Below are 16,304 nucleotides of genomic sequence, written 5' to 3' on the forward strand. Positions count from 1 at the left end.
TACGCTAATCTGGTACAAGTGTAAGGGGGAAAAACAAATGAAACAACGCAACCTTCGCGCGGGCGATATGGCGCTTATCGGCATGTTTGCCGCACTGATGGCCGTCGGCGCCAACATTACATCAATGGCTCCTTTTTTGCAAGTTGCGGGAATTCCGTTATCGCTGCAGCCTTTCTTTTGTCTGTTAGCCGCGATGCTTCTCGGCGCCAGACGGGCAGCCATCGCAATGACGGTATACGCATTGGCCGGACTCGCGGGGGCGCCTGTTTTCGCCCAATTCTCAGCAGGCTTTGCGCCGTTTATCGGAAAGAGCGGCGGATTTATTCTCGCTTACATCCCGGCGGCATTTGCAGCCGGATGGCTGCTGGAAAAAACAAAAAAACCCGGCCGCCTGCATTATGCATGGGCCTCTTTGATCGGTACCGCCGTCATTTATATCATTGGCACGACCTATACGTATATTGCGCTGAAATTATGGCTTCATGCTCCGATCAGCTACGGAATGGCCTGGTTTTACATGATATGGTTTTTCATAAAAGATATCATTTTAGCATTGTTATTGGCATCAATCGCGCCTGCCGTTTACAGGTCTATTCATAAAGCGACGGGGTTCAGCAGAAATCCGGCGTAAGATGTTCTCAGCATAAAAAAAGGCTCCCCTTTCCGGGAGCCTTTTTTTACAGAACAAGTGCGGCAATCCAGCCGAATATCACAAGCGGAATGTTATAGAAAATAAATGTCGGTACGCACGTATCCCAAATGTGGTGGTGCTGGCCGTCGGCGCTGAGGCCTGATGTCGGCCCGAGCGTACTGTCACTTGCAGGAGAACCCGCATCACCGACAGCCGCAGCCGCTCCGATTATCGCGACCGTCGCCATCGGGCTGAATCCGAGCTGAGCGCACAGCGGAACGAATATGGTCGTAATGACGGGTACGGTTGCAAATGATGACCCGATTCCCATCGTGATTAATAAACCGACGATCAGCATCAGGAGCGCGCCTACTGATTGGCTGTGGCCGATCCATCCTGTTGACGCTTTGACCAAGGAAGCCACATCGCCCGTTTTATTCAATACATTTGAAAAACCGGCCGCAACAAGCATGACAAACCCGATAAAAGCCATCAGAATCATGCCGTCCGTGATCAGCTTATCCGCTTCATTGCGTTTCATAACTCCGCTGATAAACAGCGTAAACAAGCCGGCAAGCGCGCCCATGATCATACCTTCCACTCCGAGCACCTGGGACAGATAAAGCTGAACGGCAAGCGACACGGCAATGGAGATCAGGGCGATGGCAATGCTTTTTTTCGTATAAGGAGAAGACGATAGTCCGGCAATCTCCTTCGTCTCATATTTCTTCGGTTTCCGGAAGACGATGACGGCTAAAATTAAACCGACCGCCATCCCGGCCGTCGGGATGATTAAAGCAAACGGGATATCACTGAGCGGCACCTTTAAACCGGCTGACGCCATATTATCTCTCAGCATCCCCTGGAAAATCTGTCCGAAACCGACAGGCAGAACGATATACGGCGCAGTCAGTCCGAATGTCATCACACACGCGATCAGTCTGCGGTCCATTTCAAGTTCGTTAAATATTTTTAAAAGCGGCGGAATCAATACAGGAATAAACGCAATGTGAACGGGCACCACGTTTTGCGAGAAACAGGATATGATTAAAATAATCAGTACGATTAACACTTTTGACAGTGCTTTTTTCCGCGAATCTTCCTTTTTTCCGATTAGTTTGACAGACGCTTCCACCATTGCATCGGGAAGCCCCGTCTTTGTCAGCGCCGCGGCAAATGCTCCGAGCAGCGCGTAGCTGACCGCGACGGTGGCATTTCCGCCGAGACCGTCCGTAAAAGCCTTCACCGTCTCTCCGAGGCCTAAGCCGCCGGTCAGCCCGCCGGCAAGCGCGCCGATCATTAAAGCTATAATAATATTGACACGCAGCAGGCTTAAGACGAGCATAAGCAATACTGCGACAACAACAGCATTCATTGATGAGTCCCTCCAAAAATCCTTTAGTTTGCTAATGTAGTAGATAATTAAAGTTAACATATATTCTGCGCTTTAGTCAACTAAAGATTTTGGAAATCAAAAAACCCGCTGCATCAAGGCAGCGGGATGCTGTTATCTTTCGGGCGTAAAGCGCTCAGTCAAAACAGCCAACGTCCTTGCCATGACGCCTGTTGCGCCGGCAGGGCCGAAGCATGTCGCTTTATTCGCCGTCGCGGTTCCCGCAATATCGAGATGAACCCACGGCGTGTTTTCCGCGAATTCACCAATGAATGCCCCCGCCATAATCGCGTGGCCTTCTCTTCCCGGAGAATTGTTCAAATCAGCCATCTGACTGTTTCTCACCCGTTTTTTATCCTTTTCTGTAATCGGAAGCTGCCAGATCGGCTCGCCGGATTCTTTCGCCGATTCCGCCACCTGTTCATAAAACGCGGCGTGATTGGTCATGGCGCCCGTCATTTCGTTTCCTAAGGCGACAATGACACCGCCCGTTAACGTTGCGACGTCTACGAGGACAGAGGCTCCGTGCTGCTTGGCGTATGTGATGCCGTCGGCAAGCACGAGACGCCCTTCCGCATCGGTGTTCAGAATCTCAATGGTTTTTCCGCTGAGCGAAACGATGACATCATCCGGCTTCATCGCATCGGACGAAATCATGTTGTCCGTAGACGGTATGACAGCGAGCACGTTTTGTTCAGGCCGCAGTTCGCCGATAATCTCCATCGCGCCCAATACCGAAGCGGCTCCTCCCATATCGCTTTTCATGCCGACGATGCCGGTTTTCGGCTTAATTGAATATCCGCCCGTATCAAAGGTAATTCCTTTACCGACCAGGCCGATGACGTCTTCCCACTGATCTTTGCCCTGATACTTCAGAACGATCATTTTCGGCGGTTCGGATGAGCCCTTGTTAACTGCAAGCAGCCCGCCCATGCCGAGCTCTTCCATTTCATCTTTTTCTAAAATTTCACACTCAAAATCGTATTTTGCCGCCAGCTCAGCGGCATATGACGCCAAATCGGTGGCCGTCAGCATATTACCCGGCATATTTACAAGCGTGCGGGCTGAATTCGTCCCTTGGCCGTATGCCGCGCCGACGTTCAGGCCGGCCTGCACTTCCCTCAGGTCTTCTTCGGTCACGGCGCAGACTGATTTCAGTTCCTGATCCGGCTCATTCGATTTATGTTTATAATCCTGCACTTCGTAAACCGCAAGCAGACAGCTTTCTGAAAGCGCATGAGCGGCATCGGCGGCAGGCACTTCACCGGAGACGAATGTATCGAGCAAAACAGATACTTCCTGTTTTTTATCTTGATGAATCTGCTGAAATACTCGTGCAAAGCATTCTTTCGTATCTTCAAACGAATAATCCGCTTCTCTTCCCAGGCCGATAAAATAAATACGTTTAATACCGGTCGGAGCCGGAGGGTATACTTTTGATACACGATTGCGTTTGGCGGACACATCACCATCCTTTAACAGCTGGGTCAGATGACCGTCCAATTTATCATCCAATTCCTTCGTAAATCCGTTCAGCGTGCTTTTTTGAAAAAGACCGATGACCAGTGTTTCGGGATGCCGCAGTTGATCAGATGCATAAAACATGAGTACACACTCCTTATGTGGGTATTTGTTATGTAAAGTGGTATAATGAAAAAACATTTTTCATTGATTTTATTTTACCAAACTAAGGGCGTTTTCTGCAGTTTTTCGATACGATTGGAATCAGCAGATACAGAAAGGATGTCGCATATGGATGTACTTATGAATTTTCCTTTACTGGCGAGTTTTGCCGCCATTATTTTTGCCCAAGTTGTAAAAGTGCCTATTCAATTTATCGTATCCAAAAAACTTGACTGGTCTCTTGTGACGAGCACCGGCGGCATGCCGAGCTCCCATTCCGCCGCCGTCACTGCGCTGTCAACCGGAGTCGCTTTGCAACAGGGGCTGGACTCGTCCCTGTTTGCAGTCGCCGCGATTTTCGCCGTCATTACGATGTTCGACGCTACAGGTGTCAGGCGGCATGCGGGTGAACAGGCGACGGTCATTAATAAACTGGTCATCGACTTTAATCGGTTTGTCAGCGAAGCGAAGGACTTTCAGAAAGCGGAAGAGAAGGAAAAACAGAAGAAACTGAAAGAACTGCTCGGCCATCAGCCGATTGAAGTGTTCTTCGGCGGCGTCACCGGTATTGTGCTGACATTGATTTTAGATTATCTCTTTATGTAAAAAACGCTTCAGCGGATGCTGAAGCGTTTTTATTCTTTTACCGTTTTGTATTGATTTCTGAACACTTGCATCGACTTTGTTTCGTTCAGCTTTACAAGTTCGTCCTCGGTCACTGTGCCGTTCCCTTTTTTAATCATGTAGACCTCAAGTGTTTTTTTGCCCCAATTGTTATAGACGTCCTTGACGGTGTCAAAGTAGAGGTCAAGGCGGCTGCCTTTAATTTTTGAGCCGGTATCGGCGACAACCCCGTAACCGTAATTCGGTATAAACAGAATCGTCCCGATCGGGAAAACAGACGGATCGGCCGCAACAGTTGAATATAAATCGCGTTTGACCTTCACGCCTGAATATGTAATTCCGTACTGCGGATGACCCGGAGATTTTCCGGTAGATTCCGCTCCGGCGGTATAACCGGTGGCCGTCACCTTATGTGAGGGATAGCGTTCCCAGTCAAAAGCTTCTTCCAGCGGTTTTATCCTGCCTGATGCCTTCTTTTCCGGCTGATTCTGTAAGGATTGAAACGGAGTGCCCATGTTTTTCAAAACGGCGCCGCGATGCTCGGTCATCCAGTTTGTCAGATCCTTTGCTTCAACACCGGTTATGGAAAAGTATGTCGCATGGCATGCACCCAAAAAAAGTACGATCATGAATACGCGTCTGATTATCGTCAATCTGAAATCACTCTCCTCCGAGTCATTGTTCCCAACTCGGTGAGGTGCTATACAAAAAGCGCCGCGACACAAAAAAAGCTTTCTCAAATAAGAAAGCGGCTTAAAACATTTGATATCCTCTTTTTCTGAGCGCCTTTATGGCAATGCCTGACGTGATGGCTCCCGCCAGTCCGCCCGCCAAAATCACGACATCCGCAACCGCTAATGACATGATACGCTGAAACAGGCTTTGAAAGGATTCCCCCGGCGCCTGCACGTAACTGATCATCTTTTGATTGCTGATAATGAAAAGGCATACAATCGGATAGACAACAGCCATAATCCACGACATTCTAAGCAGCATGTTCAACAGAAAGCCTATGCCGAAAAACAGTACAAAAAATAGTACGATTGAGATCAGGACAACCGGCAAACTAATCACAAACATCCACCCCCTACAGCACTTTCAGTGTACCTCGGGGGCGGTAAAAAAGTCAACGTCTGGAAAAATCATCGTCTCTCTTTGCCGCTTCCCTGGCAGGAGGGACATGTTTCGGAGCCGCCAAGAAGCAATTGAAAATACCCTTTACCTGAGCAGAACGGACACGCCGCCGTGCTTTTTGCTGTCGTTTTCATGCGGATCACCCTTTTTCTTAATTTTCTGATAATATATCATATTTACTTGTCAAGCACCAAGTCAGAATATGTAACAAAACAACTCATGTAAGCGGAAACATTCATTTTTTTCTTTTACATGCTTTTTATAGCGCTCTTTTTTAAAAGAAGAGAAAACCCGCGGCCGCGGGTTTTCAGAAGAATTTAAACTTCCCTTTTTTCAGCGTCAGGCCCAGCCCGCCGATCATAAAGAGCGATCGGTTGTCAATGACCTTTTTCATAAAGGACGCCGGCATGCCTTTGAGCTTCCTGCCGTATACGACTCCGACGGCGTTATGCTCACCGAGGGAGGCGACGGTTCCTTTAATGTCAGGCTTGAACTCTTCAAGCTGGCCTCCTTTAATCAAACCGCCCAGATTTTTGGCGACCGTTTCTCCTTGCTGCATCGCGATCTGAGCAGTCGGCGGGTACGGCCGTTCCGTCTCTTCATTGATAAAGAGCGAGCTGTCGCCGAGTATAAAAACGTCATCATGTCCCGGCGCCCGAAGATCAGGGTTGACCTTGACACGGCCGCGCATATTTTCAAAACCCGCTTCCTCCACGATCGGATGTCCGCGCACGCCCGCCGCCCAGACAACGGTCTGCGATTTGATTTCTTCCGGCTCTTCATCTTTCTTGCCGACTGTGACACCGTCTGCGCGGCATTCTTGAACCGCGGTGCCGATTTTAAATTCAACGCCTTTGCTCTCAAGGTATTGAACGGCGTAATCGACAAGCTCCGGATCAAATCCCGGCAAAACCGTCGGGGCTGCCTCGACACAGACGATCCGGACGAGACTTTCATCTATATCATAATATCTGCATAACTCCGGCTTGCGGTTCGCAAGCTCACCGAGAAATTCAATTCCCGTAAAGCCCGCTCCGCCGACAACGATGGTTAAGCGGTCAGGGCGTTTTTCGGCCTCCGTATTGTATGTCGCAAATTGGAGCTCAATATGGTCTTTCAGCTGGCGCGACGTATTAATATTCGCGATCGGAAAAGCGAATTCTTTTAAGCCTTTAATCCCGAATGTTTCAGGGACGGCACCAAGCCCGATGACGAGATAATCATAAGGGATGTCCCCTTGTGAAAGCGTCACCTTTTTATTTTGCACATCTATCGCTTTTACGGTATCCTGCACAAATTTGACCCGTGATTCATTGATTACATCTTTTATTTGATATCTGCAGCGGTCATGATGCAGTGTTCCTGCGCTCGCTTCATGCATCCATGTCGTTTCATAATGATAATTGTGTTTATTGACCAAAGTAATGTCAGCGTCATTTGCCCCGATATGCTTCGGAAGCCTTGTTACTGTCATTAATCCACCATAACCTGCACCTAAAACCACGATTTTGGGTTTATTCAATGCCATCACATCCACCTTCTTTTTTTTGCTGTTAGACGCATAATCAAATCAACATTTGTATTAGCTTCAGCTTATTGGCGGGATTTTATGAAATGAAATATAAAATTTTTTAGAAAACCGCACATGTCTGCATATCACCATACTATCCGGAAGAATCAGAAAACATTCAGGAAAAAACAGATTGGAATTTGTCCCCATATTAGCGGCGGCCGCAATTTTTTTCAAGAATGAAGCGGCCGGGCGGTTTTCGGCACTCGTCATCCTTTTAAATTGTATGTTATAATTAATAACAATTTTCAATTAGGAGGCAATTTGGTATGCAAGAGGATTCAAAGGTTTATGATATTACGGTCATCGGCGGCGGCCCGGTCGGCCTGTTTACCGCTTTTTACGGGGGAATGAGACAGGCGAGCGTCAAAATCATCGAGAGCCTGCCTCAGCTTGGCGGCCAGCTCAGCGCGCTGTACCCTGAAAAATATATTTATGATGTAGCCGGATTCCCGAAAATCCGCGCCCAGGAACTTGTGAACAACTTAAAAGAGCAAATGGCAAAGTTCGATCAGACCATCTGCTTAGAGCAGGCCGTTGAATCTGTTGAAAAACAGGCGGACGGTGTGTTTAAGCTTGTCACGAATTCAGAAACACATTATTCAAAAACGGTTATTATCACCGCGGGAAACGGCGCGTTTAAGCCGAGAAAGCTTGAGCTGGAATCAGCGGAACAATATGAGGGCAAAAACCTGCACTACTTCATTGACGACCTCAATCAATTCGCAGGCAGACGCGTTGCCGTTCTGGGCGGCGGCGATTCCGCGGTTGACTGGGCGCTCATGCTTGAGCCGATCGCCAAAGAAGTCAGCATCATCCACCGCCGTGATAAATTCCGCGCGCATGAGCACAGTGTCGAAAACCTGCATAATTCTAAAGTCAACGTGCTGACACCGTTTGTTCCCGCTGAACTTGTCGGTGAAGACCGGATCGAACAGCTCGTTCTCGAAGAAGTGAAAGGCGACCGTATAGAAATCATTGAAATTGATGACCTGATCGTAAACTACGGCTTTGTTTCTTCTCTCGGCCCGATTAAAAACTGGGGCCTTGAAATCGAGAAAAATTCCATCGTCGTCAAAAGCACAATGGAAACGAATATCGAAGGCTTCTTTGCCGCCGGAGATATCTGCACATATGAAGGCAAGGTCAAGCTGATCGCCAGCGGTTTCGGCGAAGCTCCGACAGCCGTGAACAACGCGAAGGCTTACATGGACCCGAAAGCGCGCGTCCAGCCTCTGCATTCTACAAGCATGTTTGAAAAATAATAAAAAAGAGTCTGTGTCATACCGGCACAGACTCTTTTTTATTTAAACATCCAAATATAATTCATGACGGTTCCGACAACAAGCGCAATGACAAGCGCCGACACGGCCCAAATCGTGCCTAAAATAATCCGGTCCTGAATTTTCTGGGCTTTCGGGCTGTGCCCGGGCTGTTTGTGTTCCACACCGGCCCCTCCCTTCTTCTGCAAATCTATCTATCGTAACAAATCTTACAACACCCAATACTACTATGATAACCAAACTGCAAATGGATGACAAGCTGACCGGATATGAGGCAGCATGAAATCATTTGACATTCCTGACAAAACAAAGTACATTATAAAAAGACGAACATTTTAATTTTATTTAATTATATTATTCGCTTTTAGGGGTGTTATATATGGAAAATGTATTTGATTACGAAGATATTCAGCTGATTCCTGCAAAATGCATTGTGGACAGCCGATCTGAATGTGATACATCAGTTACATTGGGCGGACACACGTTTAAACTTCCGGTTGTGCCGGCCAACATGCAGACAATTATAGATGAAAACATCGCGGCCTGGCTCGCGGAAAACGGGTATTTTTATATCATGCACCGCTTCGAGCCGGAAAAACGCCTGGCTTTTGTCCGGGATATGAAAGCGCGCGGACTGATTTCTTCCATCAGTGTCGGCGTGAAGGAAAATGATTATGAATTCATCCGGGAGCTGAAAGCACAGGAGCTTGTGCCGGATTATATTACCATTGATATCGCGCACGGCCATTCCAATGCCGTGATCAGCATGATTCAATTTATTAAAGAACATGTCCCGGAAAGCTTTGTCATCGCAGGGAATGTCGGGACGCCTGAAGCCGTAAGGGAGCTGGAACGCGCGGGCGCCGACGCGACAAAAGTGGGAATCGGCCCCGGGAAAGTCTGCATCACAAAGATTAAAACCGGCTTCGGAACCGGCGGATGGCAATTAGCCGCGCTTCGCTGGTGCGCAAAAGCGGCGAGCAAACCGATCATAGCCGACGGCGGCATCCGCACGCACGGCGATATCGCGAAATCCATCCGTTTCGGCGCATCTATGGTCATGATCGGATCATTATTCGCCGGCCACGAAGAATCACCGGGCCAAACGATCGAAATCGACGGCAAGCTGTACAAAGAATATTTCGGCTCCGCTTCTGAATTTCAAAAAGGCGAAAAGAAAAACGTCGAGGGCAAAAAAATGCATGTCGAACATAAAGGGTCTTTGCAGGACACGCTGGTTGAAATGGAGCAGGATCTGCAATCTTCCATCTCTTACGCCGGCGGCAATACACTCGAAGCCATCCGTAATGTCGACTATGTAATCGTAAAAAACTCTATTTTCAACGGCGACAGATTTTAACATGCAGCAGAGCCGCTCGAAGATAAAAAAAAATGACATTCATATTGAATGTCATTTTTTTATTAAATACCGAAATAAAGAGCCGCACTGGCTAACAGATTAATCACAAAAATAAACAAAAAGATGTAACGAATGAATTTATTTTGCACCGGAGCAAATATAAAGAGATATAGTCCTGCCACCCCAAAAGTAAGAACAGGAAACAGCCACTCAAAGGATAAAGAAATGATATAACCGATAATCATAACAATCGGCACACCGATTAATGATAATTTACTTCTCATATGATTTCTGCCCCTTTTACTTAAAAATTGGTGTGATGTAAGCTTCAATAACGGCAGCGGCGATCAGCAGACAAATAATAAGCAGCACCAATATTCCAATATGCCTGAACATTGAAACCATTATCTTTTTTTCCTTAGAAAAACACAGCCTGATGACCAATTCAACGCCCTTAAAACCAATGGCGCCACTTAATAATAACGCGGGAACTTCAAATATACCATGAGGAATTAGCAGTAAAAAAATCTGATAAAAAGGAACCCCGCTATGCAGATTTTCTATAATAGAGCCGCTTAAAATAAACCCGTTTGTGAATAAATAAAAGATTGAGGTCAACCCAAAGGTAAAAAAACCCGCGGCTAAAAACAGACAAGCGATTGCATTGTTTTTCAGCAGTTCAACCGCGCCTGATGAGCCGTTGTAAGACGCGGTTGAAACAAAGTGATCGGAAAAAAACGCAGCGATCACACCGCCTGAAAAAAACAGCAATGACGCGGTTAACGGAATGGCGGATGTTCTGATTGCCGGCAACATGCGGTTCATCATGTATAGATACTCTCAGCCAATTCTTCAATCTCTTCTAATGAATGCTCGGATGACTGATACTCCGCCGCAAAAACGCCTTCATGTATAATACCGATCGTATCGCACAGCGAATGCGCCAGCTCCAGCAGGTGAGTCGATAACAGGACCGTATTTCCCTGCTTGACGTACTCCTTTAATAACGTCCGTATCGTTTTACCGCTGATTAAATCAATGCCCGTCAGCGGCTCGTCAAGAATTAATATCTTTGGCTGATGAATGAGCGCGGCGGCAATTGATAATTTTTGTTTCATTCCATGTGAATATGTTTTAATCAGCTGATTTCCGTCTTGAGCAAGCTGCAGCGTCTCTAACATATTCTTTATATAATCATTTGTCCGCTGAGACGGCACTTGAAACATCTCCGCTGTAAAACGCAAGTATTCGACTCCCGTTAAGTAATCATATAAAAAAGCATGGTCGGGCACAAAACCGATATCAGCCGATATTTGCCCCCTCTCTTCTGAATCCAGTTCCTTGCCGTCAATCATGACGCGGCCTGAAGTCGGTTTAAGCAGGCCCGAAATGATTTTCAAAGTCGTTGTTTTCCCGACTCCATTAGTCCCCAGCAAAGCATAGATTGAGCCTTTTTTCACCTCAAACGAAATATCTTTCAACACCTGTTTTTCACTATAGTTTTTTTGTATATTCACTAATTTAATCATTGTTCGCAAACCTTTCCGCCATATTGATTCTGCGAAGAAACAGAAACATGACTCCATAGTTTAATAGTGTGAACAGGACAAAAATACCTGATGCCGAATGAATAAGCATCGTTTCAAGTTCCGGCTTTTTATAGATAAAATACGACGTGATCGCAGCGATTTGAAGCGACACAATGAAAATGAAAGAACTGTATAAGTTGTTATATGTCTTTGCTTTCCCCGCTTCTCCAATTTCGTACAGATGCTCCCAGTTTTTCTTAGGATACAAGGCGGTGCTTGAAATCTGGACAAGACTGTATAAAAAACCCGAACATAAAAACACAATAAACAAGTAAATCGTCAGTGCCGCGGAAGACGGAAAAAACACCGTAATCAAAATGGTGATGATGAACGAATAGATAAGAGCGGCGAGATTATAAATACATACTTTCGGAAATACCAGCTGCCACGCATGTTTAATATTCCGGTGAAACAAATGCTGGTTTTTTATTTCGCCGTCAACTGACAATACTGTTTTGAGCGCATCTCCGACGAGCTGATACGAAAAGTTCGCAATGATAACCGCCGCAGACACGATGGCGGCTGCCGAATACCCGATAAAGTGATGCGATAAAAGCGGAATACAAAAACCTAAAAACAGCATGAACAAATACAGCATACTGCCGAAGTTCCTGATAAAAAACCCATCAATTCTCGATAAGAACAGCAGATCCTTTTGAAAAACGGCATGAAATATTTTGTTATTTCTATATAATTTCAGCTTTGGCGCAAAATCTGCGTTTGTCAAAAACATATATGGAATAAGGTCCATTTTCTTCAGGGTGGCCGACCACAGTTTAAACATCCCCGCCGTTAAAAGGACGGCGGCCGCAAACACCGCAGCGAAAACGAGCACGGAATGTGAGCGGAATGCTAACCATACATACGGCGTATTCATGAGGATGTTCCGGAAAGCCGGTGACTCCGTAAAGCTTGAAAGATCCTTTGCGGTATACTCCCCAAACACGAGAAGATAAACGGCATACCCAACTGCAAGCGGAACCAGCAGGCTGACGCTGAATAAAATGCCTTTCATGATTTTCAAGTAAAACAATTTGCTCCACATATTTGTAAGAAGATAAACAACATAAGAAAACAGCATAGATAAAAATAAATTGAGAAGAAAATAAACGAAGCCCAAGAAAAATACGATGATCGCCGCAGACCCGGTCATGCCTGCGCTTGATAAAAATAAAAAGACCGGAAAAACAAAAAGATACCATACGAAAATGGTTTTTTTGATCGCCTGGCCGGCAAAAACAGAAAACAGCTGTAAAAAACGCACCTTTTTTAATTGATGAATGACCTTACGCGTATCCAGCAGAAAGGCATTGTGATGTTCTTTAAAGAAGCCGGCAGCCCAAAAAAGCTGCTCAAGTGAAACGGCGATTAAAACAAATTGCCCCCATGCGCTGAGGGGCAGCTGAATCAGTTTTGTTCCGAATACAACACCGCATCCCAGGAAAACGAGATATAAACATAACAGAGAAATAATAATGGCAGACAGCAGTTTGCTGTTGAGTTGAGGAATGCCCCAATCTTCCTTTCTTTTTCGAAACGATGACAGGGTATTATATTTGATAAGAGCCGCAATTTGTTTGACTATCATACTTTCAATCCTTACATATGTATTTGGGAGAGAGGCTCTTTTTGCAGCTTGTACAAAAAGAGCAATTATTTATTGATCGATTTTACCAAGCAGCTGCGTATTTTTTGCCGTATTTCTTAATCATTGTTTTTGCTGTTGCAACGATTGCATAAGAAATCGCGCCTGCGCCTGTAACGATACCGATAAGAGAAATGATAGAAGCAATTGTTGATGCCGCATCAATAATATCAATTGCTTTTTTAGCTGCTGCTGTAGAGATGCCGAGAGTTGAAGCTAATTCAGCATTGGCTGAGAATGCATGAGCCGCCGCCACGTTTAATTCAGTTCCCGTTAATAATAGTGCATAAACCAATGTTGCTGCAGCAAGAGCCGCGCCAAACAAAATGAAAGACTTTTTATTAGATTTTACTAAGTTCATCATAACATCTCCCTACTCTGTTTTTTTAATTTATAATAAAATTCAGCTTAATTGACTCTCTCCCGAGCTAAATTTTATCCGCCATAAAATAGTTTAAGAAAATAGTAAAGAGTTTTAGTAAAACAAAACATCCAGTCAAAATGATTCTCTTGCCTTTACTGAGATCGGTCAGTTTTCCTGCGGCAGCATAAAGAGCCGCGATTGATATGAGCAGAAATGGGTCCAGCAGCTGCAGACTCAAGCTGGTGCCGCCGGCAGAATATATAAGCGAGGAATCAGCCGTTAAGTAATTAACAACTGAAAGAATCAACATTTTAAATGCCGAGATTAAAGAAGTCAGTGTATATAGAAGCAAATATATTTTTTTCGGTTTTTTTGTACCGAGAATAAAAGCGGCAACGAATAACAGAAATCCGCCTATCAGAATTTCCACAAAAGTTGTGAAGATCATAAACCCTTGCAGAAACATGACAATCGTACGAACACTTTTCTCCCCGATATCATAGGTACTTTCTCCGACGGAAGAATAATACGACTGCAGAACTTTATCTGAAATACTGAATTGGAAGAGTAATGAACAGATCAAAATGATGAAAAAAGAACTTAAAAATATTTTTTTATTGCTCAATTGACCTATCATATTATCATCCTTTTCTTACAAAATAAATTAACTATTCTATACTTTTACAATTTAGTTTAATCCTATCAAAAAATCAATATCCTTTCGAAAAATATGACTTTAGAACGTGTTGACAAAGAGCACATCTTTCATAGTTTTTGATGCTATGTACCCTTTATTTTTTTTCGAATTTGCAAATAGTATGATTTGAACCGTTGATTTGAAGTTTTAGGAAGAACCTGTCGAAAGAGACGCAGGGTGTAAAAAAGGAGGATATCGTCATGTATCCTCCGGATGTATGATCGCCAGCACCTGATGATCTTCCCATTTTCCATTTATTTTTACATTTTTTCTCGCAATGCCTTCTTTATGAAAGCCAGCTTTTTCGAGCACCCGGATTGACGCCTTATTGTGCGGCATGACTCCGGCTTCTATCCGATGCAATTTCAGCTCATTGAATGCATAATCGACTGCCAGCTTGACAGCCTTCGTCGCATAGCCTTTTCCGTTATGTTCACCATCTAAAAAGTAACCGATGAAAGCGCTTTGGAGAGAACCCCGAACCACCTGAAAAAGGCTGATCGTGCCAATCAGGGTCTGATCCTGAAGAAAAATGCCGAAGCTGTATTCTGTTTCATTTTCCGCATTCTTCAGTGATTGTTCAATTCGTTTTTTCCGGCCTTCCAGCGTATAAAAATCCTCTTGTCTCGACATGGCAAACCGTTCAAAAAACATGCGGTTTTCCGTCTGCAAAACCAGCTCCTGCTCTGCATCATTCAGGCTGAGCGGCCTGATATCAATGCTGTTTCCTTCCTGCACATGCATCGCCGTCCTTTTGTTTTGATCAGAAACGTTTTTTAATTGTCTCTCACCCATGTTATACGGTACGCTTTATCGCATCAAGAAAATTCCAAGACTTCACATTCACCTTTCCTTTCGTGCCTATGTCTGATGTGAGTAACCGAAACGGAATCACAAGGTTCTTTTGTTGACTTAAACCGTGCTTTAAGCCGTATCATCATATTGTGACAAGGAAAGAATAGCTTTGGCGGGTTTCCCGATGATCTAAAAATCAATTTTACAGAATCACTGCTGTCTTATTTCATGCCTATTTGCGGGATGAATATATTGATTGGATCAAAGCTGAAATGTTGACAAAGAAATGTAAAAACAATCGGAAAAGAGGAGATAATATGAAACTGACGGGAAACACAATACTGATTACAGGCGGAAATGCCGGAATAGGATTGGCTTTCGCAGAACGGTTTTTAAAAGCGGGAAATAAAGTCATCGTGACCGGACGGCGTGAGCACGCTCTTCAAAAAGCAAAGGAAACATTCCCGGATCTTATTACATATGTCAGTGATTTGAGCATTCCATCTGAACGTATATCACTGTTTGATTGGGTGACAGAGAACTATCCGGAAGTGAATGTGTTAGTCAACAACGCGGGGATTCAACAACGTTTTCATGTGCTGAAAGCGGATGCGAAAGACAATTGGGACTATTTCAATAAAGAAATCACAACGAACATTGAAGCTCCCTTCCACCTGTCTATGCTGTTCGCTCCGTTTTTTGCCGGAAAAGAAGATGCGGCTGTCATTAACATCTCTTCGGGATTGGCTTTTACACCGCTTGCCATTGCACCGATCTATTCAGCAACGAAAGCGGCGCTTCATTCATTTACAATGAGTTTGAGACATCAGCTTTCTGATTCATCTGTAGAAATGATTGAAGTTGCGCCTCCGGCGGTGAATACAGATTTAGGCGGAGCAGGGCTGCATACTCAAGGAGAACCGCTGGATGAATTCGCTGATGGGATTTTTAAAGGACTGAAAGAGGGCAAACAAGAAATCGGGTATGGTTCTTCAGTCGAACGGCTGCGCATGCCACGGGATAAAGCCGATGAACATACGGCAAATATGTACAATGCGATGAAACATACAATTGAATAACCTCTTTGAAAAAGGAAAACCCGCTTCTGTTGAGCGGGTTTTATTTTTATTAAACAGATAAACGCCTTTCTTAACAATGGTGGAAGCGCCATCGAAAAGAAAGACGTCATATTTTTTCATCCTAAGAATAGCGGGTTGACCCTTAGCACTCTTCCGGCGTACCGGCGTTTTTGGCCGTGCGGAAAGAAGATCCGCAGCCGCAGGAAGCGATGGCATTCGGGTTGTCAATAGTGAAACCGCCGCCCATCATGGACTGTTTGAAGTCAATGATCGTGCCGGTCATAATATCAAGGCTTTCGCTGTCGACCAAAACGGTGATTCCGTGCTGTTCAAACATACTGTCTTTTTCGCCTTTTTCGTGCTCAAATCCCATTCCGTAAGACAGGCCGCTACAGCCGCCGCCTTTTACGCCCACACGGAGAAACGCGTTTTCTTCTTCATGCTCTTTCATCATATCTTTTATATGCAAAGCCGCTGCTTCAGTGATGGTTACTGGAACAATCATAGGTAGACCTCC

Annotated in this window: 20 protein-coding genes; 5 read left to right on the plus strand and 15 right to left on the minus strand. The window is 45.1% G+C overall.

The genetic code is table 11. From position 1 onward, the window contains the following. The first annotated feature begins 37 nt into the window (after window positions 1-37). Window positions 38-631, plus strand: a complete 594-nt coding sequence (locus HWY38_RS00880; RefSeq protein ID WP_003151994.1) for a biotin transporter BioY — start codon at window positions 38-40, stop codon at window positions 629-631. Between the two features lie 46 nt (window positions 632-677). Here the strand turns inward: HWY38_RS00880 and HWY38_RS00885 are convergent, their stop codons facing one another. After that, window positions 678-2,006 carry a Na+/H+ antiporter NhaC family protein gene (locus HWY38_RS00885; protein WP_224181081.1) on the minus strand — a complete coding sequence of 443 codons (1,329 nt, stop codon included), beginning with the start codon at window positions 2,004-2,006 and terminating at the stop codon, window positions 678-680. 132 nt (window positions 2,007-2,138) lie between these two features. Further along, window positions 2,139-3,629, minus strand: coding sequence for a leucyl aminopeptidase (locus tag HWY38_RS00890; protein WP_224181082.1), 1,491 nt, complete (start codon window positions 3,627-3,629; stop codon window positions 2,139-2,141). Window positions 3,630-3,776: 147 nt separating this feature from the next. Here HWY38_RS00890 and HWY38_RS00895 point away from each other — a divergent pair, with 147 nt between their 5' ends. Next, window positions 3,777-4,253, plus strand: coding sequence for a divergent PAP2 family protein (locus HWY38_RS00895; RefSeq protein ID WP_224181083.1), 477 nt, complete (start codon window positions 3,777-3,779; stop codon window positions 4,251-4,253). Between the two features lie 29 nt (window positions 4,254-4,282). Here HWY38_RS00895 and HWY38_RS00900 read toward each other — a convergent pair whose 3' ends face one another. From HWY38_RS00900 to HWY38_RS00915, 4 genes are all read right to left on the minus strand, one after another. Further along, window positions 4,283-4,924, minus strand: a complete 642-nt coding sequence (locus tag HWY38_RS00900) for a 3D domain-containing protein (RefSeq protein WP_032876757.1) — start codon at window positions 4,922-4,924, stop codon at window positions 4,283-4,285. Between the two features lie 100 nt (window positions 4,925-5,024). Then, window positions 5,025-5,345, minus strand: a complete 321-nt coding sequence (locus HWY38_RS00905) for a YuiB family protein (RefSeq protein WP_224181084.1) — start codon at window positions 5,343-5,345, stop codon at window positions 5,025-5,027. Between the two features lie 68 nt (window positions 5,346-5,413). Continuing rightward, a complete protein-coding gene (locus HWY38_RS00910; RefSeq protein WP_007408708.1) occupies window positions 5,414-5,539 on the minus strand; it encodes a YuiA family protein in 126 nt (41 codons plus the stop codon). A gap of 173 nt (window positions 5,540-5,712) precedes the next feature. Further along, window positions 5,713-6,933: an NAD(P)/FAD-dependent oxidoreductase gene (locus HWY38_RS00915; RefSeq protein WP_007408709.1), complete on the minus strand. Its 1,221-nt coding sequence runs from the start codon at window positions 6,931-6,933 to the stop codon at window positions 5,713-5,715. 311 nt (window positions 6,934-7,244) lie between these two features. Here HWY38_RS00915 and yumC point away from each other — a divergent pair, with 311 nt between their 5' ends. Beyond that, window positions 7,245-8,240, plus strand: a complete 996-nt coding sequence (gene yumC, locus HWY38_RS00920) for a ferredoxin--NADP reductase 2 (protein WP_224181085.1) — start codon at window positions 7,245-7,247, stop codon at window positions 8,238-8,240. 38 nt (window positions 8,241-8,278) lie between these two features. On the opposite strand, the gene HWY38_RS00925 is transcribed toward yumC, so the two are convergent. Next, on the minus strand, window positions 8,279-8,422 hold the full coding sequence (locus tag HWY38_RS00925; protein WP_224181086.1) for a hypothetical protein: 144 nt from the start codon (window positions 8,420-8,422) through the stop codon (window positions 8,279-8,281). Between the two features lie 215 nt (window positions 8,423-8,637). Here HWY38_RS00925 and guaC point away from each other — a divergent pair, with 215 nt between their 5' ends. Continuing rightward, window positions 8,638-9,618: a GMP reductase gene (gene guaC / locus HWY38_RS00930; protein ID WP_033574902.1), complete on the plus strand. Its 981-nt coding sequence runs from the start codon at window positions 8,638-8,640 to the stop codon at window positions 9,616-9,618. 62 nt (window positions 9,619-9,680) lie between these two features. Here guaC and HWY38_RS00935 read toward each other — a convergent pair whose 3' ends face one another. The 7 genes from HWY38_RS00935 to HWY38_RS00965 form a co-directional block, all read right to left on the minus strand. Further along, complete coding sequence (locus tag HWY38_RS00935) at window positions 9,681-9,902, minus strand: DUF5970 family protein (RefSeq protein WP_003151978.1); 222 nt, start codon at window positions 9,900-9,902, stop codon at window positions 9,681-9,683. Between the two features lie 16 nt (window positions 9,903-9,918). Then, window positions 9,919-10,446 carry a stage II sporulation protein M gene (locus HWY38_RS00940; RefSeq protein WP_224181087.1) on the minus strand — a complete coding sequence of 176 codons (528 nt, stop codon included), beginning with the start codon at window positions 10,444-10,446 and terminating at the stop codon, window positions 9,919-9,921. Continuing rightward, window positions 10,443-11,147: an ABC transporter ATP-binding protein gene (locus HWY38_RS00945; protein WP_224181088.1), complete on the minus strand. Its 705-nt coding sequence runs from the start codon at window positions 11,145-11,147 to the stop codon at window positions 10,443-10,445. The genes HWY38_RS00940 and HWY38_RS00945 overlap by 4 nt, the downstream gene beginning before the upstream one ends. After that, entirely contained in the window at window positions 11,140-12,795 is a 1,656-nt protein-coding gene (locus HWY38_RS00950) for a hypothetical protein (protein ID WP_053285180.1), read from the minus strand. Before HWY38_RS00950 ends, HWY38_RS00945 begins: the two co-directional genes overlap by 8 nt. 82 nt (window positions 12,796-12,877) lie before the next feature. Beyond that, a complete protein-coding gene (locus tag HWY38_RS00955) occupies window positions 12,878-13,213 on the minus strand; it encodes an uberolysin/carnocyclin family circular bacteriocin (RefSeq protein ID WP_003151973.1) in 336 nt (111 codons plus the stop codon). Window positions 13,214-13,280: 67 nt separating this feature from the next. After that, the gene (locus HWY38_RS00960; protein WP_007613520.1) at window positions 13,281-13,853 is read right to left on the minus strand and encodes a hypothetical protein; all 573 of its coding nucleotides are present in this window, start codon (window positions 13,851-13,853) and stop codon (window positions 13,281-13,283) included. Between the two features lie 258 nt (window positions 13,854-14,111). Further along, window positions 14,112-14,657 carry a GNAT family N-acetyltransferase gene (locus HWY38_RS00965; protein ID WP_411908464.1) on the minus strand — a complete coding sequence of 182 codons (546 nt, stop codon included), beginning with the start codon at window positions 14,655-14,657 and terminating at the stop codon, window positions 14,112-14,114. A gap of 368 nt (window positions 14,658-15,025) precedes the next feature. Between HWY38_RS00965 and HWY38_RS00970 the strand changes: the two genes are divergently transcribed. Then, complete coding sequence (locus tag HWY38_RS00970) at window positions 15,026-15,787, plus strand: SDR family oxidoreductase (protein WP_224181090.1); 762 nt, start codon at window positions 15,026-15,028, stop codon at window positions 15,785-15,787. Between the two features lie 142 nt (window positions 15,788-15,929). Here HWY38_RS00970 and HWY38_RS00975 read toward each other — a convergent pair whose 3' ends face one another. After that, window positions 15,930-16,292: a HesB/IscA family protein gene (locus HWY38_RS00975; protein WP_032876743.1), complete on the minus strand. Its 363-nt coding sequence runs from the start codon at window positions 16,290-16,292 to the stop codon at window positions 15,930-15,932. Window positions 16,293-16,304: the final 12 nt, after the last annotated feature.

Origin of the sequence: Bacillus sp. KS1, assembly GCF_020075515.1 — a bacterium.
Classification (GTDB): Bacteria; Bacillota; Bacilli; order Bacillales; family Bacillaceae; genus Bacillus; species Bacillus velezensis.

Excerpts from the sequence above, each read along its gene's own strand:
- HWY38_RS00950 (WP_053285180.1), bottom strand. The coding sequence starts at position 12,795 with ATGATAGTCAAACAAATTGCGGCTCTTATCAAATATAATACCCTGTCA.
- HWY38_RS00915 (WP_007408709.1), bottom strand. The coding sequence starts at position 6,933 with ATGGCATTGAATAAACCCAAAATCGTGGTTTTAGGTGCAGGTTATGGT.
- HWY38_RS00940 (WP_224181087.1), bottom strand. The coding sequence starts at position 10,446 with ATGATGAACCGCATGTTGCCGGCAATCAGAACATCCGCCATTCCGTTA.
- HWY38_RS00885 (WP_224181081.1), bottom strand. The coding sequence starts at position 2,006 with ATGAATGCTGTTGTTGTCGCAGTATTGCTTATGCTCGTCTTAAGCCTG.
- HWY38_RS00910 (WP_007408708.1), bottom strand. The coding sequence starts at position 5,539 with ATGAAAACGACAGCAAAAAGCACGGCGGCGTGTCCGTTCTGCTCAGGT.
- HWY38_RS00960 (WP_007613520.1), bottom strand. The coding sequence starts at position 13,853 with ATGATAGGTCAATTGAGCAATAAAAAAATATTTTTAAGTTCTTTTTTC.
- HWY38_RS00965 (WP_411908464.1), bottom strand. The coding sequence starts at position 14,657 with ATGCATGTGCAGGAAGGAAACAGCATTGATATCAGGCCGCTCAGCCTG.
- HWY38_RS00880 (WP_003151994.1), top strand. The coding sequence starts at position 38 with ATGAAACAACGCAACCTTCGCGCGGGCGATATGGCGCTTATCGGCATG.
- HWY38_RS00935 (WP_003151978.1), bottom strand. The coding sequence starts at position 9,902 with ATGAGAAGTAAATTATCATTAATCGGTGTGCCGATTGTTATGATTATC.
- yumC (WP_224181085.1), top strand. The coding sequence starts at position 7,245 with ATGCAAGAGGATTCAAAGGTTTATGATATTACGGTCATCGGCGGCGGC.
- HWY38_RS00970 (WP_224181090.1), top strand. The coding sequence starts at position 15,026 with ATGAAACTGACGGGAAACACAATACTGATTACAGGCGGAAATGCCGGA.
- HWY38_RS00955 (WP_003151973.1), bottom strand. The coding sequence starts at position 13,213 with ATGAACTTAGTAAAATCTAATAAAAAGTCTTTCATTTTGTTTGGCGCG.
- HWY38_RS00890 (WP_224181082.1), bottom strand. The coding sequence starts at position 3,629 with ATGTTTTATGCATCTGATCAACTGCGGCATCCCGAAACACTGGTCATC.
- HWY38_RS00895 (WP_224181083.1), top strand. The coding sequence starts at position 3,777 with ATGGATGTACTTATGAATTTTCCTTTACTGGCGAGTTTTGCCGCCATT.
- HWY38_RS00975 (WP_032876743.1), bottom strand. The coding sequence starts at position 16,292 with ATGATTGTTCCAGTAACCATCACTGAAGCAGCGGCTTTGCATATAAAA.
- HWY38_RS00945 (WP_224181088.1), bottom strand. The coding sequence starts at position 11,147 with ATGATTAAATTAGTGAATATACAAAAAAACTATAGTGAAAAACAGGTG.
- guaC (WP_033574902.1), top strand. The coding sequence starts at position 8,638 with ATGGAAAATGTATTTGATTACGAAGATATTCAGCTGATTCCTGCAAAA.